Genomic DNA, 25,533 nt, shown 5'->3' on the forward strand with positions numbered 1-25,533 from the left:
CCGGTTCGCCCGCACGAGTGGGTCAAGTCACACTGGAGCGCAAGAGGTGCAAAAGGGGCAAGAAACCTCAACTCATGCTCAACCGGCGGCCCGTGGGATTCACTGCCTCCGCGCCCGTCCCGCCATGGCGGCCGATTCCGTACAAGTCGGTAGATATTTGTTCTTATCAGATGATCGAAAACATACCGGCCGTGATCCGATACCGCCCGGCATGGACGGGGCGGGCGCTATCGGTGATCCAAAGGTGACCGGATACGCTGACTTGAGTGATGGCAGCGACCTATCGACATTCCGTGTGACCGCCAGTAGACACCAGCAGACAGGAGACCCCTCGTGACCGTCGTCGGGCCGTTCGGGCTGAGCGTGCGGGACCAGGCTCTGGAAGCCGATGTCCAGGCCGGATTGGCGGCTGTCGAGGAGGGACTGCTCGAGGCCACCAAGAGCGAGGTCCCCTTCATCACGGAGGCCGCCCAGCACCTGGTGCGAGCGGGTGGAAAGCGGTTTCGGCCGTTGCTCGTGATGCTCGCCGCCCAGTTCGGTGACCCCTATGCGCCGGGCCTGGTGCCGTCGGCCGTGGTGGTGGAGCTGACCCACCTCGCGACCCTGTACCACGACGACGTCATGGACGAGGCCGAGGTCAGGCGGGGTGTCGAGAGCGCCAACACCCGCTGGGGCAACTCGGTGGCCGTGCTGACGGGCGACTTCCTGTTCGCCCGCGCCTCGCACATCCTGGCCGACCTCGGGCCCGAGGCGGTCCGGGTGCAGTCGGAGGCGTTCGAGCGCCTGGTCACCGGCCAGATCCTGGAGACGGCCGGGCCGCAGGACGGCCGCGATCCGGTGGAGCACTACCTCGACGTGCTCGGCGGCAAGACGGGCTCCCTGGTCGCGGTCTCGTGCCGCTTCGGGGCCATGATGTCGGGCGCCGACGAGACCGTCGTGGACGTCCTGACCCAGTACGGCGAGCGCCTCGGTGTCGCCTTCCAGCTCGCCGACGACGTGCTGGACATCGCCTCCGACTCCCGCGAGTCCGGCAAGACGCCGGGCACCGACCTGCGCGAGGGCATCCCCACGATGCCCGTGCTGCGGCTGCGGGAGCGGGCCGCCCGGCTCGGCCTTGCCGAGGACATCGCCCTGTGCGAGCTGCTCGACTCCGACCTCACGGACGATGCCCGGCACGCGGAGGCGCTGGCGGCCCTGCGCACGCACCCCGCGCTGGAGCAGGCCCGCCGGGACACCGTGCGCTACGCGCAGGACGCGCGCGCGGCCCTGGCACCGCTGCGGGAGTGCGACGCGAAGGCGGCGCTGATGGAGCTGTGCGACGCGGTGGTGCATCGGGCGGGCTAGCGCCGGCCGTCCGGCTGCCCGGCAGAGCGAACGCCCCCTACGGGTCGTAGGGGGCGTCGGCATGTCGTGTCATACCCCAGGTGTACACGGAGTTGGCTCCGAGGTCTGACGCATTCTCATGGCCGATTTGGTCAGATGGACATCACGGAAAACACCACTCCTCACCGATTCGGGTGAGAATGGCGGCTACGGGTGGATGCATGGGAGTGGACAGCCGCCGCCGACGACGGAGGTAAGGCACACATGGCACCGTACGAATCCGACGACAGCGTGACCGCCGCGGACGCCGAAGAGTTGCGTTCCGCGCGTCGGCGCAGGGCCGCGCGGTACGTCGTACCGGCCACGGTGGTGGGAGTCGCGGCGGCGACCATCGGGCTCGTCCCGGCGCTCGCCGACTCCGGTGACCCCGACCTGCCGAAGATCAGCGCACAGGAACTCATCGAGAAGATCGCCGCGTCGGACGTGCAGCAGCTGTCCGGCACCGTGAAGATCACCACGGATCTCGGTCTGCCGGACCTCGGCGGCCTGGAGAGCTCACTCGGCTCCGCCGCCGGGTCCTCCGGCTCGGGCGACGGTTCGTCCGCCGACCCCACCACCAAGCTCACCGAACTCGCCTCCGGCACGCACACACTGCGCGTCGCGGCCGACGGCGAGGACAGGCAGAAGGTCTCGCTGCTGGAGAACGCGGCGGAGTACAGCCTCATCCACAACGGCAAGGACGTCTGGGGCTACGACAGCAAGTCCAACTCCGTCTTCCACACCACGGCCTCCGAGAGCGGGGGCAAGCAGAAGGAAGAGCTCCCGGCCACACCCAAGGACCTCGCCGAGGACGCCCTCAAGGCCGCCGACAAGACCACGTCGGTGACCGTGGAGGGCACCGCGCAGGTCGCGGGCCGGGACGCCTACCGCCTGGTCATCAAGCCCAAGGACGACGGCTCGACGGTCGGTCAGATCACCGTGGCCGTGGACGCGAAGACCGGGCTGCCGCTGAAGTTCACGCTGACGCCGGCGAGTGGCGGCGCGGCCGTCGTGGACGCGGGCTTCACCCAGGTCAGCTTCACCAGGCCGGCCGCCTCGACCTTCGACTTCACCCCGCCGAAGGGGGCGAAGGTCGAGGAGGGCGACGCCGCGAAGGCGCCGGAGCACCGCGAGGGCCTGCACAAGGGTCCGGGCGACGGCCCCGGCAAGGGTTCCGACGACCTCGGCAAGGGCGGCCCCGAGGGGCTGAACGTCATCGGGGACGGCTGGGACTCCATAGCCACCTTCGACACCGGCGGCCAGGGCGTCCCGTCCGGCTCCGAGGTCGGCGGTGACGTCGGCGGCTTCCTGGACTCGCTCGGCGACAAGGTCTCCGGCAAGTTCGGGGAGGGCACCGTCTTCAAGACCCGCCTGATCAACGCCCTGATCACCGACGACGGCAAGGTCTACGTCGGCGCGGTCACCAAGGACGCCCTGGTGAAGGCGGCCGACGCGGGGAAGTAGCTCCCCCGCGGAGCACGACGAATCGAGGGAGCCGATGGACCAGCCGTCCGCCACGGAGCCGGACCCGGAGGGGGCGGACGAGGGTGCTTCGGAGGGTGTGGGTGACAGCGTCATCCACACCCGGGCCCTCACCAAGCGCTTCCGCGGCGGACAGCTCGCCGTGGACGGTCTCGATCTGACCGTCCCGGCGGGCAGCGTCTTCGGCTTCCTCGGCCCGAACGGCTCGGGCAAGACCACCACCATCCGCATGCTGATGGGCCTCATCGAACCGACCTCCGGCTCGGCGCGCGTCCTCGGCCGGCCCATGCCGCGCGCCTCCCGGACCGTCCTCCCGCACGTCGGCGCGCTCATCGAGGGCCCGGCCCTCTACGGCTTCCTCTCCGGCCGCGACAACCTCGTCCGCTACGACGCCGCCGACCCGACCGCCGACCCGCGCACCCGGAACACGCGCGTGGCGGCCGCCCTGGACCGGGTGGGCCTGGCGGCCGCCGCCGGCAAGAAGGCGAAGGCGTACTCACTGGGCATGAAACAGCGCCTCGGCCTGGCCGCGGCCCTCCTGCAGCCCCGCAGGCTCCTGGTCCTGGACGAACCGACCAACGGCCTGGACCCGCAGGGCATGCGCGAGATCCGTTCCCTGGTGCGGGAGCTGGCCTCGGACGGCACCACCGTCTTCCTCTCCTCCCACCTCCTCGACGAGATCGGGCAGGTCTGCACCCACGCGGCGGTGATGGCCCAGGGGCGCCTGATCACCCAGGGTTCGGTGGCGGAGCTGGCGGCGGGGGCGAGAGGGAGGCTGGTGGTGACGACGCCGGACACGGCGGACGCGGCGAGGGTGCTGAAGGAACAGGGCGTCGGTGATGTGGTCATCGCCGAGGACCGGGTGACGTCCGATCCCCCGGAAGGCGAACTGGCCGCCGTCAACGCCGCATTGGTGACGGCTGGGGTACGCGTGCGGGGCTTCGGTGTCGAGCGAGCCTCCCTGGAGGACGCTTTTGTCGCGCTGACGGGGGAGGGCTTCGATGTCGCGGGTTGAGGCAGGCGTTTTTGATCCCCCATCGGCCCGTGGCCGCCGTACGACCTTCCGAGCCACCCTCTTCCGTAACGAACTCCACGTCACGTTCCGCCGCTGGCGCACCCTCGCCCTGCTGGCCGTACTCGCAGCGGTCCCCATCCTCGTAGGCATCGCGGTGAAGATCGAGACCGGCGACGGCGACGCGGCCGGCGGTGGTGGCGGAGGCCCCGCGTTCATCTCCCAGATCACCAACAACGGCCTCTTCCTCGTCTTCACCGCCCTCGCCGCGACTCTCCCCTTCTTCCTCCCGATGTCCATCGGCGTCATCGCGGGCGACGCGATCGCGGGCGAGGCCAACGCGGGCACCCTCCGCTATCTGCTCGTCGCCCCGGCGGGCCGTACCCGGCTGCTCCTGTCCAAGTACGCGACAGTGATGGCGTTCTGCCTGGTCGCCACCCTCGTGGTCGCCCTCTCGGCACTGACGGTGGGGGCCATCCTCTTCCCGCTCGGCGACCTGACGACGATCTCCGGCACCCAGATCACCTTCGCCGAGGGCCTGGGAAGAGCCCTGCTGATCGCCCTGGTGGTGGCCGCGTCACTGACCGGTGTGGCGGCCCTCGGCCTGTTCGTGTCGACGCTCACGAACAGCGGCATCGCGGCGATGGCCACGACGGTCGGCCTGCTGATCACGGTCCAGATCCTCGACCAGATACCCCAACTGCACGCTCTCCAGCCGTACTTCTTCTCCCACTACTGGCTGTCCTTCGCCGACCTCATGCGTGAGCCGGTCTACTGGGACGACCTGGTGAAGAACCTCGGCCTCCAGGCGCTGTACGCGGCGGTGTTCGGCTCGGCCGCCTGGGCGAGGTTCATGGCGAAGGACATCACGGCGTGAGCTGCTCGTAGGGGAACCGCGCGAGCGGAGCCTCCTGGTCGAAGAAGGTCTTCGCCCGGGCGAGGGCATCGGTGTCCCGCAGGACGTCACCGGGCTTGCTGCCGTTGCCGAGGAGCACCCCGCCGAAGCGCATCCCCAGGTACGCGGCCGAGTTGTTGAGGGTGCCGATCAGCGGGTCGGCGACCTCGAACTCCTCGTGTGCCAGTGCGGTGACACCCCACAGCGTGCGCCCCGCCATGGTCGCCTTGAAGTCGACGCCCGGCGTGCGCAGCCAGCCCGACCAGTAGTCGAGGTAGCGCTTGACGTGCGCGGAGACCGAGTACCAGTACAGCGGAGAGGCGATCACGATGTCCGTCGCCGCGAGCGTCGCGTCGAAGAGCAGGGCCGTGTGGCCGATCGTCGGACGCACATGGTCCGTGTCGTGCCGGAGATCCTCGAAGTCGGGCAGCGGATGCTCCGTGAGGTCGATCCACTGCTGCTCGACATCAGGGGGAAGCTGCTCGGCGGCCCGGCGGGCCAGCAGTTCGGTGTTGCCGTCGCTGCGACTGCTGCCGAGCACGAACAGGAAACGGCGCGTCATGGAGATCTCCCGGCTGATCGGCGTACGGTGAATACTCGCACATGCATTATATGCGTACGCAAGTATCTGTCCAGGGGGGTCTCAGGTGCACGCCTGTGCCGCCCGCGCCACCTCCAGCAGCAGAGCCTCGCCGCCGTGCCTGGCCACCAGTTGGAGTCCGACCGGGCAGCCGTCCGGGCCCAGGCCGGCCGGGAGGCTGAGGGCCGGATGCCCGGAGAGATTGAACGCCCAGGTGAGGGCGGTGGAGTAGCGGTCGCCGGGGCCTTCGTGGCCGTGCGGCGGGTGGGGGGTCGTGGGCGTCAGCAGCAGGTCGGTGCCGGTGAGGATCCCGTCGAGGAGACGGTCGTTGGCGGCCCGGATCCGGTCGGCCTCCCGCAGGTCGGAGCCCGGGGTGCGCAGGGCGAGCCAGGCGGGGGCGGGGTCGTGCAGGCGCGGCGGGATGCGGGGCCGGGTGAGCCGCAGGACACCGGCGTCGGCCAGCCGCCCGACCGCCGAGCGGGCGATGCGGAGGATCCCCGGGTCCGGGTCGGCGAAGCCGAGGTCGGGGGACCAGACGGCGGTGACGGGAAGGGCGGGGGGCGGCTCGGGCGTGCCGTCTCCGTCGCCCTCGCGGGCGTCGAGGGCGGGGGGCGGCTCGGGCGTGCCGTCTCCGTCGCCCTCGCGGGCGTCGCCGTCATCGCCGTTGCCGTTGCCGACGAGCGTGTGCCAGTAGGCGGCCGCGTCACAGGCGTGGCGGACGAGGATGCCGGGGGCGGTGAGGCCGGGGCGCGGAGAGGCGGCTCGGGTGGGGCCGGGAGTGGGGTCGGTCGGATCCGGGTGAGCGCTCGTACCGCCGGTGGGGGCATGGGCGTGGCCGGAGTTCGTGATCTTGAGGCCGATCACCCCGCACCACGCCGCCGGGATCCGTACCGACCCCGCCCCGTCGCTCCCCGTCGCCATCGGGACGAGTCCCGCGGCCACCGCGGCCGCGGAGCCCGCCGAGGAGCCGCCCGGGGTGCGGTCGGCGCGCCAGGGGTTGACGGTACGGCCGTGAGCGCCGAGACCCCAGGTCTGCCAGGGAGTTCCGGGACCGGGCACGGAGGTCGCGCCGACGGGCACGCACCCGGCCGTGAGAAGCGGTGCCGCACCGCGCAGCCCGTGCCGCCCCTTCACGCCGATCGGCACCCCGGCGAGCGGCAGCCGCTCACCCGCGTCGACGCGCAGGTCGATCTCGCGTGCCCGCCGCAGCCCCTCCTCCTCCCACACCTCGGCGAACGCGCACAGCTCGGGATCCACCCGCCGGATCCGCTCCAGGGCGCAGGCGACGACGTCGACGGCCCGCAGCGCGCGCGAACGTACCGCCGACGCCAGTTCGGTGGCGGAGAGCGAGGCGGTGGCCGTCATGGGGCTGGGGTGGCCGTCATGGGGTGGTGGCGGTGGCCCGGATGAGCCGGACCAGTGCCCCGGTGGAGCGCGGGGGCGTCCCGTTCAGGTCGCCGAGGCGCCACGCGGGGACCCAGGGCACGCGGTACACGTCGACCATGGCCTCGATCTCCTTGGCCTGCTGGGCGAGCGGGCGCGGGAGCCGTCCGGGAGCGTCCGCGACGAGGACGACGGCGTCGAGGTCGAGCCCCGGCGGGTGCTCCCCGCGCCGGAACAGCTCCAGAGTGCGGCGGGCGGCGAGCAGGCCCGCGGCGTGCGTACGGGCGACGAGCAGGACGGAGGCGGGGTCACCGGGGCCCGGCCAGTCGCGTCCGCTGTCGTGACCGCCGTAGACGGCGGCCAGGGTGGAGACGCCGGCACCGCCGTGCGTGCCGACCCACGCGAACCGCCTCCCGGTCGGGGCCACCGGCCCGCGGATCCAGATCTCCGGCCCCTGCTGCACGCTCTCCGCCTCTCGCCGCACGTCAGTTCGCCTGACCGCGCTTGGATCCTGTCATCCCGCCCGCCCCGCCCGTTCGGAACAGGCCTGTGACATCACGGTGACGTGAGAACCGGGGGCGAGCGGAGAGACTCGACAGTACGTGCACGACCGTGAGGGATGAGATGTCTCGACTCAGCCGCGACAAGAAGCGGGACCAGCAGCGGGGGGCCACCCCGATCGACGTCCGCGTCCCCCTGACGGGTGAGTCCGCGACGGTGGCCGGAACACAGGTCACCGCGCCGCCCGGCGAGGAACTCCACCAGACCGTCCTGACCCACCTCCACCATCTCGCCCTCGCCGCCGGCCACGCCGTCCACGCCGCGATCCATGATGCCCGCATCGGTTACGTGGTCCCCCTGGAAGTCGCGACGGACGGCGCCAGCCGCTTCACGGCGGAGCCGGTAAGGATGCCGCTTGCCGTGCCCCAGGACCCGGCGGAGACGCCCTGGCCTTCCGCGGTCCCCGCGCCGGAGGACCCGGCGGAGAAGCTTTGGCCGTCCCCGCCCCCCGCGACCGAGGACCCGGCGGAGACGTCTTGGCCGTCCCCGGCCCCCGCGCACACACAGGACGACCCCGACCCGGCCCCCACCTTCCGGATGCGGAACCTGCCCGAGTCGCGGCCGGTGGACGCCGAACCGTTCCCGACCCAGGTGCTACGACAGCTGCCGGACTCCCGGACCACCGGCTCGGCTCCGGCCCCCGGGACGGCCCTGCCCCCGACGGGCCAGTTCGGCCCGCCCCCCGTGATGGACACCGACCCGGCCTCCACCCCGGCCCCACTGTCCCCGACCGACCCCACCTACACGCCCGGCCCCCTGCCCCGGACACCGGCTCCGCCGCCGTCCGGTCCGGTCCGTACCCCCGCCTGGGCGAAGCCCGACCCGGCAGACACGCCCACCCCACCACCGTCCGACACCGCTGCTCCGACCCCCCAGGCCGGCCCCGTTCCAGAACCCAGGCCCCTGCCCCTGCCGACAGCCGGCTTCGCCGCCGTCGTGCCTCGGCCGCTTCCGTCGGTCTCGCCCGCTCCCCGGGCCGCCGCCCCCCTCATCGACCCGGTCCCCCTCCTGGACGATCCCGGTCCCCGGCCGACGCCCGTGCGAGGGTTCGACGCCGTGGCCGAAGCCGTCCTGGGGGAGGGGCTGGTGGTCGACGAGGGCGCGGTGCTCGCGGAGCCGGTCGGACGGATCAGCGAGGCCGTGCGCGAGGGGCGGACGGACGTGGCCGCCGAGTTGGCGGAGCGCGTCGTGGGCGAGGCGTCGCAGACCCTGGGCGCCGAGCACCCCGATGTGCTGCGGGTACGTGAACTCGCCGCGTACATCGCCTACTTGGGCGGCGAGCCCGTACAGGCCGCGGAGATCTCCCTCGACCTGGCCGGCATCCACCACCGCGCCGGAGACGCCGAGGCGGCCTACGGCAACGTACAGAGCGCGGCCACCGCGTGGAAGGCCGTACGGGATCCGCTGCGGGGCCTGGAGCTCGGCCGCGACCTGGTCACCCTGTGGACGGACCTGGCCGCCGGGGAGGGCCCGGCGGCCGAGGAACCCGACAAGCTGGAGTCGGCCCGCACCCGGATGCTCCGCCTCGCGGAACGCGCCCGGAACGCGGGCCAGTAGCCCGGGGAAGGGCTGTTACCGCGACAGCTCCCACACCGCGTACGCCACCGCGTCACTGTTGCGGTCCAGGGCGGTGTCGTTGATGTTGGCCGTGGTGTCGCACGACGAGTGGTAGCAGCGGTCGAAGGCCAGCCCCGAGGTACCGCCCCACTTGGCCGCCTGCGCCGCCGTCTTGACGTAGTCGGCGCCGCTGAACAGCCCGCCCACCGGCACGCCCGCGTTCTTGAACGGCGCGTGGTCGGAGCGGCCGTCGCCCTCGGTCTCGATCTCGGTCGGGACGCCGAGGCCGGCGTAGTACGCCTTGAAGGTCTTCTCGATCGCCGGGTCGTCGTCGTAGACGAAGTAGCCGGGGTTCGGCGAGCCGATCATGTCGAAGTTGAGGTAGCCGCTGATCCGCGAACGGTCCGTGGTGGCCAGGCGGTTGACGTAGTAACGGGAGCCGACCATGCCCAGCTCCTCCGCGCCCCACCAGGCGAATCTCAGATGCTTGGTGGGCTGGTAGCCGGCCCGGGACACGGCGAGCGCGGTCTCCAGGACGGCCGCCGAACCGGAGCCGTTGTCGTTGATGCCCGCGCCCGCCGTCACGCTGTCGAGGTGCGAGCCGGACATGACCACCTGGCTGGTGTCACCGCCCGGCCAGTCCGCGATCAGGTTGTAGCCGGTGCGGCCGGACGAGGTGAACTGCTGGATTGTCGTGGTGAATCCGGCGGCGTCCAGCTTGGCCTTGACGTAGTCGAGCGAGGCCTTGTAGCCGGTGCGGCCGTGCGCGCGGTTGCCGCCGTTGGCGGTGGCGATGGACTGGAGCTGGGCCAGATGCGCCTTCACGTTGGCCACCGGGATGTCCGGGGCCGCGGCCACCGCGGGCTGTCCCGCGGGGGCCGCGCCGGCTATGGATCCGCCGGCCAGGAGGGAGACGGTGGCGACGACGGCGGTGGCCGCGACGCGTCCGGGAACCGAGAGCTTCATGTGGGGGGCTCCGAATTCCGTGGGAACCCCTGAAGTCACAGGGATTCCACAGCGAATGGGTGCCTGGATGGTGAAGCTGAGGTTGACTCTCCGTCAAGGGCGGAATCCGGTCAGGCCCGTTCGCATAACGGACCCCACGGCTCTCACGGTCTCATTGCACGCAGAACTCATTGCCCTCCGGATCCGCCATCACCACCCATTCACCGCCCCGCTCCCGCACCTCGCGCAGCACACGCGCCCCGAGCCCCGTCAGCCGCTCCACCTCGGCCGAGCGGCTGCCCTCCCCGGGGTGCAGATCCAGATGGAGCCGGTTCTTGACGGTCTTCGGCTCCGGTACGCGCTGGAAGAGCAGCCGCCGCCCCAGACCGGTGCCGCTGTCCTTGTCGTACGGGTCGTCCGGATGCCGTACGGCGACCAGATCCCGGAAGGCCAGACGGCCGTGGTACTCGACGGTGCCCTCGCGCGGCAGGGCACCGAGCTCCAGCAGCCGCTGGATCAGGGCGTCGTTGTCCTCGGTCGTGTACCGCAGTGCGGCGGCCCAGAAGTCGGCCTGGGCGTGCGGGTCCTCGGCGTCGATCACGACTTTCCAGTGCACGGGTGTCATGCCGTCACTTATAGCGGTGCGCACTGACAGCGGCCCCGTTCACACCGCTTCGGCCGCCCGGCTGTCGTACGCCGACCTTGCCGCCGCGATCTCCTCCTGGTGGGCCTCGGTCCAGGTCACCAGCGAGCGGATCGTCGCGTGCAGGGTGCCGCCGAGCGGGGTCAGTTCGTACTCCACCCGGGGTGGTACGACCGGATGGACCGTCCTCTTCACCAGCCCGTCCCGCTCCAGCGAGCGCAGGGTCACCGTCAGCATCCGCTGGCTGACCCCGTCGATCTCCCGGCGCAGTTCGGTGAAGCGCAGGCGCCGGTTCTCCAGCAGGGCGATGACGAGCAGGGACCACTTGTCGGCGACCCGGTCGAGGATCTGCCGTACCTGGCAGTCCTCGCGGGTGTCCCACTGGAAGGGATCGGTGTCGCCGTAGTCGGTGCCCGCGCAGTTACTCGGTGACTTCGAAGTGCCTTCTTCCATGTCCGTCGATGCTGCCCGAGGCTGGGAGCGGTTACAAGAGGAAACCGACCCTCGAGCCGGTAACTCCCCCCTATCCATGGAGTGTTGTCATGGGCGCACGCGCCTGGGCGCTGCTGCTCGTCCTCTGCGGAACGATCTTCCTGGAGGGCGCCGACATCGCGATGATGGCCGTCGCGATCCCCTCGATCCGGTCCGACCTGGGGCTCGCGACCGACACCGCGGCCTGGGTGATGAGCGCCTACGTGCTCGGTTACGCCGGCTTCACGCTGCTCGGCGGGCGCGCGGCCGACCTGCTGGGCCGCCGCCGGATGTTCCTGCTCTCGCTGACGGTCTTCCTCGCCTTCTCCGGCCTCGGCGGTCTCGCGACCGAAGGCTGGATGCTGGTCGTCGCCCGCTTCGTCACCGGTGTCTCCGCCGCCTTCATGACCCCGGCCGCGCTGTCCCTGATCACCACGTCCTACCCGGAGGGCCCGCAGCGCAACAAGGCCCTGCTGGTCTTCGCCGGCACCGGCGCCGGCGGCTTCTCGCTCGGCCTGGTGATCGGCGGCCTGCTCACCGCGCTGGGCTGGCGCTGGGTGTTCTTCGCACCGGTGCTGATGGCCGGCGCCCTGCTCCTCGCGGCCTTCCGGCTGATCCCGCGCCCGGTGACCGCACCCCCGACCGGACACGGCTTCGACCTCCCCGGCACCCTCACCGCCGCCGGCGCCATGCTGCTGGCCGCCTACACCGTCGTACGTCTGGAACACGGTCTGGACGCGTGGCGGTCGACGGCGGCGTCCGCCCTCGGGGCGTTGCTGCTCGGGGCCGCCTTCGTGGCCGTGGAACGCCGGGCCGCGCATCCGCTGGTGCGGCTGGGGCTCCTGCGCACGGGTCCGGTCGTGCGGGCCGACCTCGGGGCGCTGCTGTTCGTCGGGGCCTTCTTCGGCTTCCAGTTCGTGGTGACGCTCTATCTCCAGGAACTGCGCGGCTGGTCCTCGGTGCAGACCGCGATCGCCCTGGTGATCATGGGCTGCGACGCGGTCCTCGCGCCCACCCTCACGCCGCGGCTCGTCGCCCGCTTCGGCAACGCGCGCGTGATCGTCGGCGGCTTCCTGCTGGCGGTGCTCGCCTACGGCCTCTTCCTGCCGGTCGGCATGGACTGGCCCTATCTGGCGATGCTGCCGACGCTGTTCATCGCGGGCATCGCCTTCGCGCTGGCGTACGGGCCGCTGACGATCGCGGCGACGGACGGGGTCGCCGAGTCGGAGCAGGGCCTGGCGGGCGGGCTGCTGCACACGGCGACCCAGTTCGGCTCGGCGATCGGAATCTCGGCGGTGACCGCCGTCTACGGCCTGGCGGCGGGCGAGGCCGGCGGCTCCGGTGCCGAGGCCAGGCTCTCTGCCTTCCGTACGGCGCTGACCGTACCCGTGGTCATGGTGGTGCTGGGCCTGTTGATCTCCCTCCTGAGCGTCCGCGCGGTGCGCAGGGCGTCCCAGGTGAGCAGCGTCAACGCCAACCAGACCAGCGAGAATCCGGCCCAGCGCTCCGGTGGCATGGCCTCGTGGAAGTAGAAGATACCGAGCAGGAACTGGAAGACCGGGGCCATGTACTGGAGCAGTCCCAGCGTGGACAGCGGCACGCGGATCGCCGCCGCGCCGAAGCAGACCAGGGGGAGCGCGGTGACGATGCCGGTCGAGGCGAGCAGCGCCGCGTGCCCCGGGCCCTCGGAGGCGAAGCTGAGGTCGTCCCGCGAGCTCAGCCACAGCAGATAGCCGAGCGCGGGCAGGAACTGGATCGCGGTCTCGGCGGCCAGCGACTCGACCCCGCCGAGGTTCACCTTCTTCTTGACCAGGCCGTAGGTGGCGAAGGAGAAGGCGAGCGTGAGGGAGATCCACGGGGGCCGGCCGTATCCGACGGTGAGGACGAGCACCGCGGCGGCCCCGATCCCGACCGCCGCCCACTGCACGCGCCGCAGCCGCTCCTTGAGCAGCAGTACACCCATCGCGATGGTGACCAGCGGATTGATGAAGTACCCGAGCGAGGCCTCGACCACGTGACCGCTGTTGACGGCCCAGATGTAGACGCCCCAGTTCACGGTGATGACGGCGGCGGCCACGGTGATCAGCGCCAGCTTCCGGGGCTGCCGCAGCAGCTCACCGGCCCACGCCCGGCGCCGTACGACGACGAGCGCGACGGCCACGAAGACGAGCGACCACACCATCCGGTGGGCGAGGATCTCGGCGGCCCCGGCGGGCTTGAGCAGCGGCCAGAACAGGGGCACGAGCCCCCACATTCCGTACGCGGCGAAGCCGTTCAGCAGACCTATGTGCCGCTCGCCCCTCGACTTCACGGACTCTCCTCCTCGCACCGTCCTCGCCTGCACGAAGGTAACGCCGAGCACCCCCGGCTGTCATGCCCGTATCGCTATACGGTCATGACAGCCGAGGGTGGAGCGCCCAAGGGCCCGTTGGGGGAGTATCAGCCCTTGAGCGCGGCCTCGATCGACGCGGCGATCGGGGTGGCCGGACGGCCGGTCAGCCGGGCCAGGTCGCCGGAGGTGACGACCAGCTCGCCCTTCTCGATGGAGGCGTCGACGCCGGCGAGGGTCGCGGCGAAGGGGGCGGGCAGCCCGGCACCGGTCAGGATCCCGATGTAGTCGTCGACGGACACGGCGTTGTAGACGATCTCCTTGCCGGTCTGCCTGCTCAGCTCGGCCGCGTACTCGGCGAAGCCCCAGGGCTCGTCGCCACCGAGCTCGTACGTCGTGTTCTCGTGCCCCTCGCCGGTCAGCACGGCCACGGCGGCGGCCGCGTAGTCGGCGCGCGAGGCGGAGGAGACACGGCCGTCACCGGCGGCCTGGACGACCGCGTTGTACTCCAGGACGGGGGCGAGGTTCTCGGTGTAGTTCTCGTTGTACCAGCCGTTGCGCAGCAGCGAGTAGGGCAGACCGGAGGCGAGCAGGGCCTCCTCGGTGGCCCGGTGGTCGTCGGCGAGCGCGGCGGTCAGGGTGCCGGGTGCGCTGGTGTAGGCGAGGAGCGCGACGCCCGCGGCCTTGGCGGCCTCGATGACGACCTGGTGCTGGGCGGGGCGGCCCTTGTCGAACTCGTTGCCGGAGATCAGCAGCACCTTGTCGCCGGCCGCGAAGACCTTGTCGAAGGTCTCGGGGGCGTTGTAGTCGGCGACCGCTATCTTCACGCCCTTCGCCGCGAAGTCGGCGGCCTTCTCCGGGGTGCGGACGACGGCGGTGACCTGCTCGGCCGGAACCTTCTCGAGCAGCTGCTCGACGACGTGACGGCCGAGGTTTCCGGTGGCTCCGGTGACGACGATGCTCATGATGTGCGATCTCCTTGTGGGGTGCGGTGACACTAACCATAGGTGGAGCGCTAACTCTTGGAAAGTACCCACTTTGAAGTAAGGTACTGGCATGGCAGTAAGTGCAGCGAACCCTGTGATCTCCGCCGGCGAGGCGATGTGCCCCCACCGCCTCGTCCTGGAACACGTGACGAGCCGCTGGGGTGTCCTGGTCCTGATCCAGCTCCTGGACCGCCCGCACCGCTTCAGCGAACTCCGCCGGGCGATCGGCCGGGTGAGCGAGAAGATGCTGACCCAGACCCTCCAGACCCTGGAACGCGACGGCCTGGTCCACCGCGACGCCAAACCGGTGATCCCACCCCGAGTCGACTACTCCCTGACCACCCTCGGCCGCGAGGCAGCGGAACAGGTGCGGGGGCTGGCGGAGTGGACGGCCAAGCGGATGGAGTCGGTGCAGGAGGCCCGGGAGGCGTACGACGCGGCGAAGAAGCAGACCTGAGCGCTCCCTTCGGGTACCCCGACGTGGGCACCCCGACGGCTGACATGCGCGGGGCCTGGACGCCGTATGGCATCCAGGCCCCGCGCATGCGCGGGAGAAGCGTCAGCCCACGACCGTCCAGGTGTCCCCACCCGCCAGCAACGCCCCCAGGTCCCCCTTGCCGTTCTGCTCGATCGCGGCGTCCAGTTGGTCCGCCATCTGCGTGTCGTACACCGGCCGGTCCACCGAGCGGAACACCCCGATCGGGGTGTGGTGGAGCGTGTCCGGGTCGGCCAGGCGGGACAGGGCGAAGGCGGTCGTCGGGGACGACGCGTGCGCGTCGTGGACGACGATCTCCGCCTCGTTCGACGCCGTCACCGGCACCACCTTCAGGTCACCCGTCGCCGCGTCCCGGACCACGCCCTTGGACAGGTCGGTGCCGAAGCGGATCGGCTGACCGTGTTCCAGCCGGATCACCGCCTCCTCGGCTTGCTGCTTGTCCTTCAACGCCTCGAACGCGCCGTCGTTGAAGATGTTGCAGTTCTGGTAGATCTCGATCAGCGCGGTGCCGGGGTGGGCCGCCGCCTGCCGCAGCACCGAGGTGAGGTGCTTGCGGTCCGAGTCCACCGTCCGCGCCACGAAGGACGCCTCCGCGCCGATGGCCAGGGACACCGGGTTGAAGGGGGCGTCCAGCGACCCCATCGGCGTCGACTTCGTGATCTTGCCGACCTCGGAGGTGGGGGAGTACTGGCCCTTCGTCAGGCCGTAGATCCGGTTGTTGAACAGCAGGATCTTCAGGTTCACGTTCCGCCGCAGGGCGTGGATCAGGTGGTTGCCGCCGATGGACAGCGCGTCGCCGTCGCCGGTGACGACCCACACGCTCAGGTCCCGCCTGCTCGCGGCCAGCCCCGTCGCGATCGCCGGTGCCCGCCCGTGGATGGAGTGCATGCCGTACGTGTTCATGTAGTACGGGAACCGCGACGAGCAGCCGATGCCCGAGACGAAGACGATGTTCTCCTTGGCCAGTCCCAGCTCCGGCATGAAGCCCTGGACCGCCGCGAGGATCGCGTAGTCACCGCAGCCGGGGCACCAGCGGACTTCCTGGTCGCTCTTGAAGTCCTTCATGCTCTGGCGGCCCTCGGCCTTGGGGACGAGCGAGAGTGCCTCGATCGTGCCCGTGCCTTCCGTGGACGTCTCAGCCATCGATGGCCTCCTTGAGAGCCGTGGCGAGCTGTTCGGCCTTGAACGGCATACCGTTGACCTGGTTGTAGCTGTGCGCGTCGACCAGGTACTTCGCCCGGACCAGGGTGGCGAGCTGCCCGAGGTTCATCTCGGGGATGACGACCTTGTCGTACGCCTTCAGCACCGCGCCCAGGTTGCGCGGGAAGGGGTTGAGGTGGCGCAGGTGGGCCTGCGCGATCGACTCGCCGGCCGTCCGCAGGCGCCGTACCGCCGCCGTGATGGGGCCGTACGTCGATCCCCAGCCCAGCACCAGCGTGCGCGCCTCGTGCGGATCGTCCACTTCCAGATCCGGTACGTCGATGCCGTCGATCTTGGCCTGGCGGGTGCGGACCATGAAGTCGTGGTTGGCCGGGGCGTAGGAGATGTTGCCCGACCCGTCCTCCTTCTCGATCCCGCCGATGCGGTGTTCGAGACCGGGTGTGCCGGGAACGGCCCAGGGGCGGGCGAGGGTCTGCGGGTCGCGCTTGTAGGGCCAGAAGACCTCTGTGCCGTCGTCCAGGGTGTGGTTCGGCCCCTGCGCGAACTGCACGGTCAGGTCCGGGAGTTCGTCCAGCTCCGGGATCCGCCAGGGTTCCGAGCCGTTGGCCAGGTAGCCGTCCGACAGCAGCATCACCGGTGTGCGGTACGCCAGCGCGATCCGGGCCGCCTCCAGCGCCGCGTCGAAGCAGTCGGCCGGGGTGCAGGGGGCGACGATCGGCACCGGCGCCTCGCCGTTGCGCCCGAACATCGCCTGCAGCAGGTCCGCCTGCTCGGTCTTGGTCGGCAGACCGGTCGACGGGCCGCCTCTCTGGATGTCGATGACGAGAAGCGGCAGCTCCAGGGAGACCGCGAGCCCGATCGTCTCCGACTTCAGGGCCACGCCCGGACCGGAGGTCGTCGTCACCGCGAGCGAGCCGCCGAAGGCCGCGCCCAGGGCCGCGCCGATCCCCGCGATCTCGTCCTCGGCCTGGAAGGTCCGTACGCCGAAGTTCTTGTGCTTGCTCAGCTCGTGCAGGATGTCCGAGGCCGGGGTGATCGGGTACGAGCCCAGGAACAGCGGCAGGTCCGCCTGGCGGGACGCGGCGACCAGCCCGTAGGACAGGGCGAGGTTCCCGGAGATGTTGCGGTACGTGCCGACCGGGAAGGCCTTCGTGGCCGGGGCGATCTCGTAGGAGACGGCGAAGTCCTCGGTGGTCTCGCCGAAGTTCCAGCCCGCCCGGAAGGCCGCCAGGTTCGCCTCGGCGATCTCCGGCTTCCTCGCGAACTTCGTCCGCAGGAACTTCTCCGTGCCCTCGGTGGGCCGGTGGTACATCCACGACAAGAGGCCGAGCGCGAACATGTTCTTGCTGCGCTCGGCCTCCTTGCGACTGAGGTCGAAATCCTTGAGGGCCTCGACGGTCAGCGTGGTCAGGGGGACCGGATGAAGGCTGTACCCGTCGAGCGAGCCATCCTCCAGCGGCGAGGCCGCGTACCCCACTTTCTGCATCGCCCGTTTGGTGAACTCGTCCGTGTTGACGATGATCTCCGCGCCGCGCGGCAGATCGGCGATGTTGGCCTTGAGCGCGGCCGGGTTCATGGCCACGAGCACGTTGGGCGCGTCACCCGGCGTGAGGATGTCGTGGTCGGCGAAGTGCAACTGGAAGGAGGAGACACCCGGCAGGGTTCCGGCAGGGGCCCGGATCTCGGCGGGGAAGTTGGGAAGGGTGGACAGGTCGTTGCCGAAGGACGCGGTCTCCGAGGTGAAACGGTCCCCGGTGAGCTGCATCCCGTCACCGGAGTCGCCCGCGAAACGAATGATCACCCGGTCGAGGCGGCGGACGTCCTTCACGCCGGCCTCTTTGCGCTGCTCTCCCACGACGGCTTCGTCGGCCTGCTCCGCTGGGCTGCTGACCTGACTGGTCACTGAACTGGACCTCCCTCTGGGCGGCTGTTCGGGAGCGGCCTTCCCGCAGGCCTTCCCAGGATCAACCCTACGACCGCAGGGGTCGCCTTCCCTCGGCCATTCGCATGATGGACGTCGTTTTGAGACGGTTCAAAGCCCTGAATTGTCACGATTTACTCGCCCCCGGCGCTCTCCTTGAAGACGCTCCCTCATCGTTCTCGGTTCTCGGTCGACTCCCGCTGATCTGACACGGTGTCAGATGCTCACGAGTTCAGGTAGGTCAGCACCGCCAGCACCCGCCGGTGGTCCCCGTCGCTCGGGGACAGCCCGAGCTTCAGGAAGATGTTGCTGACGTGCTTCTCCACGGCCCCGTCGCTCACGACGAGCTGCCGCGCGACCGCCGAGTTGGTGCGCCCCTCGGCCATCAGCCCCAGGACCTCCCGCTCCCGGGGAGTGAGATGGGCGAGCACGTCCTGCTTCCGGCTGCGGCCCAGCAGCTGAGCGACCACCTCGGGGTCGAGGGCGGTGCCGCCCTCGGCCACCCGCACCACCGCGTCCACGAACTCGCGCACCTCCGCGACCCGGTCCTTGAGCAGATACCCCACCCCGCGACTGGACCCGGCCAGCAGCTCGGTGGCGTACCGCTCCTCCACGTACTGCGAGAGTACGAGTACCCCGAGTCCGGGATGTGCCTTGCGCAGTTGTACGGCGGCTCGCACGCCTTCGTCCGTGTGTGTCGGAGGCATCCGCACATCGGCGACCACGACGTCGGGCAGCTCGCCCTGGGCGTCCAGCTCACCGATGGTCTTGATCAGTGCCTCCCCGTCGCCCACACCGGCCACGACGTCGTGCCCGCGGTCGGTCAGCAACCGGGTCAGGCCCTCCCTCAGCAGCACTGAATCCTCGGCGATGACCACCCGCACCCTGTCCTCCACGACTCTCGGCCCCCCAGCCCACTGCCTGCCCACTTGCTGGACAAGTCCAGCATTCCAGCATTCGGATGCGGGCGGGCGCGAGCAACGGGAATAGGGGCCCCTGAATCCGAACAAAGCCCCGAAAACGGGGTTCCAAGCTCGGAATCCGGCCCGGTTCGGGGGGCACAGGCGCGGCGCAGCAGAGCTGTACGCATCTGGGCCGTACGCATCTGGGCCGTACGCATCTGCGCCGTACGCATCTGGAACGGGGAAGGGCGGCGGAGGCGAAAACGCCCCGCCGCCCCCTTACGGAGAACCCGTCACACCCGCTCGCTCCGCCAGGGCAGCTCCGCCGTCACCCGGGTGGGCCCCCCGGCCGGCGAGTCCACCACCAGGATCCCGTCGACCGCGTCCAGCCGTTCCGCGAGGCCCGCGAGCCCGGACCCGGAGGACACGTCGGCCCCGCCCACTCCGTTGTCCACGACCTGCAGCAGCAGCCGGTCCTCCACCCGCCACACATCCACCGCGGCGAACGTCGCCCGGGAGTGCTTGCTGATGTTCTGCAACAGCTCGGACACCGTGAAGTACGCGATCCCCTCGATCGCCGGCGCGGGCCGCGAGGGCAGATCCACCTCCACCTGCACCGGCACCGTGCACCGGGACGCCACCGAGGACAGCGCGGCGTCCAGCCCCCGGTCCGTCAGCACCGCCGGATGAATCCCCCGCGCCAGGTCCCGCAGCTCCTGAAGCGCCGTCTTCACCTCACCGTGCGCCTCGTCCACCATCCGCGCCGCGGCCTGCGGGTCCTCGGTGAGCTTCTCCTTCGCCAGCCCCAGATCCATCGCCAGCGCCACCAGCCGGGCCTGCGCCCCGTCGTGCAGATCCCGCTCGATGCGCCGCAGATCCGCCGCCGCCGTGTCCACCACGACCCCCCGGTCCGACTCCAGCTCCACCACCCGCGCCGACAGCCGGGTCGGCCCCAGCAGTCCGTGCACCATCACCCGGTCCACCGTCGTCAGCGCCCGCACGATCCACGGCGTGGACAGCGTGAACAGCAGTCCCACCAGCGCCGTCACACCGATCTCGAACGGGTTGTTCAGATAGATGTGGTGGGTCTCGTCGCCGTAGAGCTGGAGCCCGTCCTGACCGGCGTACGCCGGGAAGACCCAGAACCACAGTGGATACGTCAGCAGCGCCCAGCCGTACACCCAGAAGTTCACCGCGACGACGAAGGAGAACACCGCCCACGGCAGCTGCAGCACGGAGTACAGCAGCGTCCGCCACGACGTCCCGCTCTTGAGCACCGCCCCCATCCACCCCATGAACCCGGACTTCCCGATCCTGAGCGGCTCCGGATCGCCCACCTCGAGACCCAGCAGCCCCCGCGCCCGCGCCCGCTCCAGCGCCCCGAGCCCGCGGCACCCGGCGAGCCCGGCCGCGAAGACCGGAATCCCGAGGAAGGTCACGAGCAGGCCCGCGCCGAGCGAGATCATCGTGACGGCGTACGTGAACATCAGGATGCTGATCGGCAGGCTCAGCAGCACATACCCGAACTCCCGCCAGGTCCGCCCCTCGAACGGCGCCCGCAGCCCCGCCGGCACCCGGTGCCGCCGTACCGTCCCGGGGAACCCGAGCCCACTGTCGTACCCGTAGTCCGTGGCCATCGACGTCGTCCTTCTTCTCTCGTCCCGCGCCTGTCGTGTCGTACCTCCACCCTGCTGGGCCGCAGGTCGACGGACCATGGAGGCCGTCGGCGTCTTCGAAGGGGGGTTTTCCCTACCTCTTGTCCGCGGCCCGGTCCCGCCACGGCAGCTCCGCCGTGACCACCGTCGGTCCGCCGGGCGGGGAGTCGATGACGAACAGTCCGTCGACCGCGTCGAGGCGCTCCGCGAGCCCGCGCATCCCGGTGCCGCCGTCGAGCCGGGCGCCGCCGCGGCCGTCGTCCCACACCTGGATGAGCAGCCGGTTCTCCGACCGCCAGACGTCGACCGACGCCGACCGCGCCCCGCTGTGCTTGCTGACGTTCTGGAGCAGCTCGGAGACGGTGAAGTAGGCGATCCCCTCGATCGCCTGGACCGGCCGCGCGTCGAGGTCGGCGGTCACCTTCACCGGCACCGTGCAGCGTGAGGCGACCGACGAGAGGGCGGCGTCGAGTCCGCGGTCGGTCAGTACGGCGGGATGGATGCCCCGCGCCAGATCCCGCAGCTCCTGGAGCGCCAGCTTCACCTCGCCGTGCGCCTCCGCGACCATCGCCTGCGCGTACTCCGGGTCCTCCAGGAGCTTCTCCTTGGCGAGGCCGAGCCCCATCGCCAGGTTGACGAGCCGGGCCTGTGCCCCGTCGTGCAGATCCCGCTCGATGCGCCGCAGGTCGGACGCGGCCGCGTCCACCACGACCCCCCGGTCCGACTCCAGTTCGGCGATACGGCGTTCCAGCTCGTCGGAGGGCGACAGCAGCCCGCGCACCATCACCCGGTCGACGTTGGCCAGGCCCCGCGCGATGAACGGCAGCACCGGCCACAGCACGAACAACGAGGTCAGCGTGATCGTGAAGGTGAGCACGCCCCACGGCAGCCGGATGAAGTCGTACAGCACCGTCCGCCAGCCCACGGGGTCCTTCACCCCCATCCACAACTGGGCGAAGAAGCCGTTGCCGCCGTTCTTGGTGCGCCACGGCAGGCGGCTCGGCTCGTCCACCCGCACCCCGAGCAGCGCCCGGGCCCGCGCCCGCTCCAGCTTGCCCAGCTGCCGCGCGCCCAGCAGACCCGCCGCGAGCAGCGGGAACCCGATCACCGTGACGGTCAGCCAGAAGCCGGTGAACAGCACCGTCACGACGTAGGTGAAGCCGAGGACCGACACCGGGAGATTCGCCAGCAGATGCGCGATCTCCTTCCAGGTCTGCGCGTCGTAGGCGAAACGGGCCGGCGGCGGCCGGCCGTCGTCGGATCCGCCGTCTGGGCCGGTGATCACGGCACGGCTAGGGGAGGAGTGGCGTTCGGTCATATGGGCTAGCGTGCCGCGCGCGACCGCCGCGCGCCATGAGGCGGGCCGCCGCGCCGTGCTGGGGAAAACCCCACCCCCGCCCTTCGGATGGCTTTCCTTGGGTGACGGGCTGCTTACCGTGCCTTTATCAGGGCCTAGACTCCCGTGCGTACAGATCGTCGAACAGTGGTGTCCAGCGTGACCACTGTGTTCAGCGTGCTCACAGGGAGTGAGGGGCGGACGTGCCGGAACCGACCGTCGTCGATGCAACCGTCGTCGATCCGACCGTCGTCGCGGCGGACTACTTCCAGTCGTACTCGGTCGTCGGACTGCTCGCCGTCGTCGGCGTGCTGTTCGTCGCGGTCGCCTTCGGCGCCGGACGGCTGCTGCGACCCGTGGTCCCCACCCCGGAGAAACTGCTGACGTACGAGTGCGGGGTCGACCCCGTCGGCGAGGGCTGGGCCCACACCCAGGTCCGCTACTACGTCTACGCCTTCCTCTACGTCATCTTCGCCGTCGACTCGATCTTCCTGTTCCCCTGGGCCACCGTCTTCGCGGCCCCCGGCTACGGCGCGACGACCCTTGTCGAGATGTTCGTCTTCCTCGGCTTCCTCGCCGTGGGACTCCTGTACGCGTACAAGAAGGGTGTCCTGGCATGGACGTGAACCCCGCCGCCGAGTCCCCTTCGCGCTCCGTCGCCGACTCCTCCGCGAGCTCTGCGGCCGGCCCCGCCGCCACGGAGTCCGTACTGCTCCCGGAGCCGAAACGGCTGGGCGCCCTCTCCCGCCTGGCCCCCGAGCCGATGAAGGTGATCCTCAACTGGGGCCGCCGCTACTCCCTGTGGGTCTTCAACTTCGGCCTCGCCTGCTGCGCCATCGAGTTCATCGCCGCGTCCATGGCCCGCCACGACTTCATCCGCCTCGGCGTCATCCCCTTCGCCCCGGGCCCCCGCCAGGCCGACCTGATGGTCGTCTCCGGCACGGTCACGGACAAGATGGCGCCGGCGGTGAAGCGCCTGTACGAGCAGATGCCGGAGCCGAAGTACGTCATCTCCTTCGGCGCGTGCAGCAACTGCGGAGGCCCGTACTGGGACTCCTACTCCGTCACCAAGGGCGTCGACCAGATCATCCCCGTCGACGTCTACGTCCCCGGCTGCCCGCCCCGCCCCGAGGCGCTGCTCCAGGGCATCCTGAAGCTCCAGGAGAAGATCGCGAGGGAGTCGCTGGGGGAGCGCTACGGGTACGGTACGTCCGCGGCACGCCCGTCGGCGGCCGCGCTGCAGAGCGGGCTGGTCCAGCCGCCGGCAGCGGCGCCGGCAGCGGTGTCGGCTCCGGACGAGGAGGACGCGCAGTGACCGCCGTCGGCTGGCTCCCCGCCCCCGCCGAGGAACTCTTCGGCCCCGAGGCCACCGCCGAGGAGTCCTACGAGGTCCTGACGGTCGACGTCCCGCCCACGACCTGGCTCACCGCACTGCGCGTGGCCCGCGACGACCTGGGCTGCACCTACTTCGACTGGCTCAGCGCCGTCGACGAACCCGGCACCGGCTTCCGCGTGGCCGCCCACGTGGCCGCCCTCTCCCCGGTACGACGCCTGCTCCTGCGCACCACCGTCTCCCACGACACGCCGGTGCTGCCGACCGCCGTCGACATCTACGCGGGCGCCGCCTGGCACGAGCGCGAGACCCACGAAATGTTCGGCGTCACCTTCGAGGGCCATCCCTCCCTGGACCACCTCCTGTTGCCGGAAACCTTCGAGGGCCACCCCCTGCGCAAGGACTTCGTCCTGGCGGCCCGCGTCGCCAAGGCATGGCCCGGCGCGAAGGAACCGGGCGAGTCCGAACACGGCGGCCCCAAACGCCGCCAGATGCTCCCCCCAGGCGTCCCCGACCCCAACGAATGGGGCCCCCTGAAGGGCCAACTCCCCCCGGCCCCCACCCGCCGCACCCCAGGAGAACGGCCACCCCGCCCGACGGCCGACCGTCCGGTGCGCCGGGCGCGTTCGGCTGGGGAGGGGTCGGCGAGTCAGGGGTCAGCAAGTCGGGGGTCTGGAGCGTCGGGGCCGGCGGGCGCGGCGGGTACGTCCGGGCCCGGGGCGACGGAGGATGCTGCCCCAACCTCACCGACGGGTGTGCCCCGGCGTACACGTACCGCCGCGCAGGGTTCGGCCGGCCAGAGGGCACCAGAAGCCGACGCCACCGGCGCCGGTACGGCAGTCCCGGCCGGAGCCGCCCCTGAGTCGGAGTCTCCGGCACCTGGCATGTCTGCGTCCGCGACGGATGACCCGGTACCGGGATCACCTGCCCCCGTGTCGGAGAGTCCGGTGCCTGATGCTTCCGTACCCGCCTCAAAGGCCCCGGCGCCGGATGCGCCCGCAACCGAGTCGGACAGCTCGGCGTCGGAAGCGCCGGCACCTCAGTCTCGGGGAGCCGCGGCGGGGGGTGCCCCGAGGGGGCCTCGTCGGGCACGTACCGCTTCGGACGGTTCCGCGAGTCAGAGGGCCACCGCGACCGGCTCCGAGCCGTCGGCCGACGACGCGAGCACGAACCTCGCGCCGCCGAAGCCCCCCACGGCTCCTCGCAGCCCGGACGCACCGTGGCACCATGCCCGCCCGGCCTTCGACAACCCGGAACCGGATCGGTCTCCCACGCCCGAGAGCACGGGAGTCTCCGAACGCCCCGGAGAGCCCGAAGCGCGCAAGACCACCGGGGAGCCAACGCCTTCGAAAACCTCGGCCCCAGAAGACCTCGCGATTTCCGAAGAACCCGAGCCTTCCGAAGAACCCACGGCTTCTGAAGGCCCCGAGGTTCGGGAGGAGCCGCGCGCTTCCGACGAGCCGGCCTCCCAGGAGTCCACGGTCCCCGAAGAAGACAGAGCACCCGAAAAGACCAAGGACTCCACCCCCGACAAGCCCGCAGGAGGCCCGCAGTGAACGACGCTCTCGACGTCGCCCTGCGACTCCTGATCGTCTTCGTCGTCTTCCTCACCTTCCCCCTGATCATCGGTCAGACCGAGCACAAGGTGATGGCCCACATGCAGGGCCGCCTCGGCCCGATGTACGCCGGCGGCTTCCACGGCTGGGCCCAACTCGTCGCGGACGGCGTGAAGTTCGCCCAGAAGGAAGACGTCGTACCCGCGGGCGCGGACCGCCGCGTCTTCCAACTCGCCCCCGCCGTCGCCCTCCTGCCCTACCTCCTCGTCCTCCTCGCCATCCCGGTCGGCCCCGGCAAGGGCGCCGTCGGCGAGGTCGTCGACGCCGGCGTGTTCTTCGTGCTCGCCGTGATGGGTGTGGGCGTCCTCGGCTCCCTCATGGCCGGCTGGGCCTCCGCCAACAAGTTCTCCCTCCTCGGCGGCCTGCGCACCGCCGCACAGCTCCTCGCCTACGAACTCCCGATGCTCCTCACCGCCGCCTCGGTGGCGATGGCGGCCGGCACCGTCTCCCTCCCGGGCATCCTCGCCGCCTTCGAGTGGTGGTGGCTGCCCTGGCAGATCGTCGGCGCGATCGTCTTCTTCATCGCCGGCCTCGCCGAACTCCAGCGCCCTCCCTTCGACATGCCGGTCGCCGACTCGGAGATCATCTTCGGCGCCTACACCGAGTACACCGGCCTTCGCTTCGCCCTGTTCCTCCTCGCCGAATACGCCGGAATCGTCGTCCTGTGCGGTCTGACCACCGTCCTCTTCCTGGGCGGCTGGCACGGCCCCTGGGGCGCCGACGGGCTCGGCTGGGTCTGGACCCTCCTCAAGACGGCCGTGCTCGCCTTCGTCGTCATCTGGCTCCGCGTGACCTACCCCCGCCTGCGCGAGGACCAGCTCCAGAAGCTCTCCTGGACCCTCCTCGTCCCCCTCTCCCTCGCCCAGATCGCCCTCACCGGCATCGTCAAGGTGGTGATCCAGTAACC

Annotated in this window: 23 protein-coding genes and 1 pseudogene; 11 read left to right on the forward strand and 13 right to left on the reverse strand. The window is 70.8% G+C overall.

Features of this window, described 5'->3' with window-relative positions; all coding sequences use genetic code 11:
- Positions 1 to 333 precede the first annotated feature (333 nt).
- The 4 genes from ACGFWE_RS16530 to ACGFWE_RS16545 all read left to right on the forward strand — a co-directional run bounded on the left by ACGFWE_RS16530 (position 334) and on the right by ACGFWE_RS16545 (position 4,733).
- Positions 334 to 1,344: a polyprenyl synthetase family protein gene (locus tag ACGFWE_RS16530; RefSeq protein WP_352390654.1), complete on the forward strand. Its 1,011-nt coding sequence runs from the start codon at positions 334 to 336 to the stop codon at positions 1,342 to 1,344.
- A 243-nt stretch (positions 1,345 to 1,587) separates the two neighbouring features.
- Positions 1,588 to 2,826, forward strand: coding sequence for an outer membrane lipoprotein carrier protein LolA (locus tag ACGFWE_RS16535; RefSeq protein ID WP_393600298.1), 1,239 nt, complete (start codon positions 1,588 to 1,590; stop codon positions 2,824 to 2,826).
- Between the two features lie 34 nt (positions 2,827 to 2,860).
- Positions 2,861 to 3,859, forward strand: a complete 999-nt coding sequence (locus tag ACGFWE_RS16540; RefSeq protein WP_393600299.1) for an ABC transporter ATP-binding protein — start codon at positions 2,861 to 2,863, stop codon at positions 3,857 to 3,859.
- The gene (locus ACGFWE_RS16545) at positions 3,846 to 4,733 is read left to right on the forward strand and encodes an ABC transporter permease subunit (RefSeq protein WP_352390651.1); all 888 of its coding nucleotides are present in this window, start codon (positions 3,846 to 3,848) and stop codon (positions 4,731 to 4,733) included. The genes ACGFWE_RS16540 and ACGFWE_RS16545 overlap by 14 nt, the downstream gene beginning before the upstream one ends.
- Here the strand turns inward: ACGFWE_RS16545 and ACGFWE_RS16550 are convergent.
- From ACGFWE_RS16550 to ACGFWE_RS16560, 3 genes are all read right to left on the reverse strand, one after another.
- On the reverse strand, positions 4,723 to 5,313 hold the full coding sequence (locus ACGFWE_RS16550; protein WP_352390650.1) for an NAD(P)H-dependent oxidoreductase: 591 nt from the start codon (positions 5,311 to 5,313) through the stop codon (positions 4,723 to 4,725). The genes ACGFWE_RS16545 and ACGFWE_RS16550 overlap by 11 nt on opposite strands.
- An 81-nt stretch (positions 5,314 to 5,394) precedes the next feature.
- A complete protein-coding gene (locus ACGFWE_RS16555) occupies positions 5,395 to 6,696 on the reverse strand; it encodes an amidase (RefSeq protein ID WP_393600300.1) in 1,302 nt (433 codons plus the stop codon).
- 16 nt (positions 6,697 to 6,712) lie between these two features.
- On the reverse strand, positions 6,713 to 7,177 hold the full coding sequence (locus tag ACGFWE_RS16560; RefSeq protein WP_352390648.1) for a DUF6668 family protein: 465 nt from the start codon (positions 7,175 to 7,177) through the stop codon (positions 6,713 to 6,715).
- Positions 7,178 to 7,338: 161 nt separating this feature from the next.
- Here ACGFWE_RS16560 and ACGFWE_RS16565 point away from each other — a divergent pair, with 161 nt between their 5' ends.
- Positions 7,339 to 8,832 carry a hypothetical protein gene (locus ACGFWE_RS16565; protein WP_393600301.1) on the forward strand — a complete coding sequence of 498 codons (1,494 nt, stop codon included), beginning with the start codon at positions 7,339 to 7,341 and terminating at the stop codon, positions 8,830 to 8,832.
- A 15-nt stretch (positions 8,833 to 8,847) separates the two neighbouring features.
- On the opposite strand, the gene ACGFWE_RS16570 is transcribed toward ACGFWE_RS16565, so the two are convergent.
- The 3 genes from ACGFWE_RS16570 to ACGFWE_RS16580 all read right to left on the reverse strand — a co-directional run bounded on the left by ACGFWE_RS16570 (position 8,848) and on the right by ACGFWE_RS16580 (position 10,873).
- The gene (locus ACGFWE_RS16570) at positions 8,848 to 9,798 is read right to left on the reverse strand and encodes a M28 family metallopeptidase (RefSeq protein ID WP_352390646.1); all 951 of its coding nucleotides are present in this window, start codon (positions 9,796 to 9,798) and stop codon (positions 8,848 to 8,850) included.
- A gap of 151 nt (positions 9,799 to 9,949) precedes the next feature.
- Positions 9,950 to 10,402: a VOC family protein gene (locus tag ACGFWE_RS16575; RefSeq protein ID WP_352390645.1), complete on the reverse strand. Its 453-nt coding sequence runs from the start codon at positions 10,400 to 10,402 to the stop codon at positions 9,950 to 9,952.
- A gap of 39 nt (positions 10,403 to 10,441) precedes the next feature.
- Positions 10,442 to 10,873, reverse strand: coding sequence for a helix-turn-helix domain-containing protein (locus ACGFWE_RS16580; protein WP_352390644.1), 432 nt, complete (start codon positions 10,871 to 10,873; stop codon positions 10,442 to 10,444).
- 164 nt (positions 10,874 to 11,037) lie between these two features.
- On the opposite strand from ACGFWE_RS16580, the pseudogene ACGFWE_RS16585 reads away from it, so the two are divergent.
- Positions 11,038 to 12,117: pseudogene (locus tag ACGFWE_RS16585) on the forward strand (MFS transporter); the annotation flags it as partial.
- 80 nt (positions 12,118 to 12,197) lie between these two features.
- On the opposite strand, the gene rarD reads toward ACGFWE_RS16585, so the two are convergent.
- Together rarD and ACGFWE_RS16595 are read right to left on the reverse strand one after the other, a co-directional pair.
- Complete coding sequence (gene rarD / locus ACGFWE_RS16590) at positions 12,198 to 13,202, reverse strand: EamA family transporter RarD (protein ID WP_393600302.1); 1,005 nt, start codon at positions 13,200 to 13,202, stop codon at positions 12,198 to 12,200.
- 128 nt (positions 13,203 to 13,330) lie between these two features.
- The gene (locus ACGFWE_RS16595) at positions 13,331 to 14,185 is read right to left on the reverse strand and encodes an SDR family oxidoreductase (protein WP_352390642.1); all 855 of its coding nucleotides are present in this window, start codon (positions 14,183 to 14,185) and stop codon (positions 13,331 to 13,333) included.
- A 91-nt stretch (positions 14,186 to 14,276) separates the two neighbouring features.
- Between ACGFWE_RS16595 and ACGFWE_RS16600 the strand changes: the two genes are divergently transcribed.
- Entirely contained in the window at positions 14,277 to 14,663 is a 387-nt protein-coding gene (locus ACGFWE_RS16600; protein WP_393600303.1) for a winged helix-turn-helix transcriptional regulator, read from the forward strand.
- A gap of 102 nt (positions 14,664 to 14,765) precedes the next feature.
- Here the strand turns inward: ACGFWE_RS16600 and ACGFWE_RS16605 are convergent, their stop codons facing one another.
- The 5 genes from ACGFWE_RS16605 to ACGFWE_RS16625 all read right to left on the reverse strand — a co-directional run bounded on the left by ACGFWE_RS16605 (position 14,766) and on the right by ACGFWE_RS16625 (position 21,659).
- Positions 14,766 to 15,845, reverse strand: a complete 1,080-nt coding sequence (locus ACGFWE_RS16605; protein WP_352390640.1) for a 2-oxoacid:ferredoxin oxidoreductase subunit beta — start codon at positions 15,843 to 15,845, stop codon at positions 14,766 to 14,768.
- Positions 15,838 to 17,766 (reverse strand): 2-oxoacid:acceptor oxidoreductase subunit alpha, encoded by a 1,929-nt coding sequence (locus ACGFWE_RS16610; RefSeq protein ID WP_393600304.1) that lies wholly within the window; start codon positions 17,764 to 17,766, stop codon positions 15,838 to 15,840. The genes ACGFWE_RS16605 and ACGFWE_RS16610 overlap by 8 nt, the downstream gene beginning before the upstream one ends.
- Before the next feature lie 242 nt (positions 17,767 to 18,008).
- Positions 18,009 to 18,668, reverse strand: a complete 660-nt coding sequence (locus tag ACGFWE_RS16615) for a response regulator transcription factor (RefSeq protein WP_277922183.1) — start codon at positions 18,666 to 18,668, stop codon at positions 18,009 to 18,011.
- Between the two features lie 311 nt (positions 18,669 to 18,979).
- Positions 18,980 to 20,323 (reverse strand): sensor histidine kinase, encoded by a 1,344-nt coding sequence (locus tag ACGFWE_RS16620; protein ID WP_352390638.1) that lies wholly within the window; start codon positions 20,321 to 20,323, stop codon positions 18,980 to 18,982.
- Between the two features lie 112 nt (positions 20,324 to 20,435).
- Positions 20,436 to 21,659, reverse strand: a complete 1,224-nt coding sequence (locus tag ACGFWE_RS16625; RefSeq protein ID WP_393600305.1) for a sensor histidine kinase — start codon at positions 21,657 to 21,659, stop codon at positions 20,436 to 20,438.
- A gap of 221 nt (positions 21,660 to 21,880) precedes the next feature.
- Here ACGFWE_RS16625 and ACGFWE_RS16630 point away from each other — a divergent pair, with 221 nt between their 5' ends.
- Genes ACGFWE_RS16630 through ACGFWE_RS16645 form a run of 4 tightly spaced genes read left to right on the forward strand, consistent with a single transcriptional unit; the run spans position 21,881 to position 25,531 of the window.
- Positions 21,881 to 22,303, forward strand: coding sequence for an NADH-quinone oxidoreductase subunit A (locus tag ACGFWE_RS16630; RefSeq protein WP_352390636.1), 423 nt, complete (start codon positions 21,881 to 21,883; stop codon positions 22,301 to 22,303).
- Positions 22,294 to 22,992: an NADH-quinone oxidoreductase subunit B gene (locus ACGFWE_RS16635; protein ID WP_393600306.1), complete on the forward strand. Its 699-nt coding sequence runs from the start codon at positions 22,294 to 22,296 to the stop codon at positions 22,990 to 22,992. The genes ACGFWE_RS16630 and ACGFWE_RS16635 overlap by 10 nt, the downstream gene beginning before the upstream one ends.
- Positions 22,989 to 24,566, forward strand: a complete 1,578-nt coding sequence (locus ACGFWE_RS16640) for an NADH-quinone oxidoreductase subunit C (protein ID WP_393600307.1) — start codon at positions 22,989 to 22,991, stop codon at positions 24,564 to 24,566. The genes ACGFWE_RS16635 and ACGFWE_RS16640 overlap by 4 nt, the downstream gene beginning before the upstream one ends.
- Entirely contained in the window at positions 24,563 to 25,531 is a 969-nt protein-coding gene (locus ACGFWE_RS16645) for an NADH-quinone oxidoreductase subunit H (RefSeq protein WP_393600308.1), read from the forward strand. The genes ACGFWE_RS16640 and ACGFWE_RS16645 overlap by 4 nt, the downstream gene beginning before the upstream one ends.
- Positions 25,532 to 25,533 lie beyond the last annotated feature (2 nt).

Source organism: Streptomyces sp. NPDC048523, from assembly GCF_043199815.1.
In the GTDB taxonomy this organism is placed as follows: Bacteria; Actinomycetota; Actinomycetes; order Streptomycetales; family Streptomycetaceae; genus Streptomyces.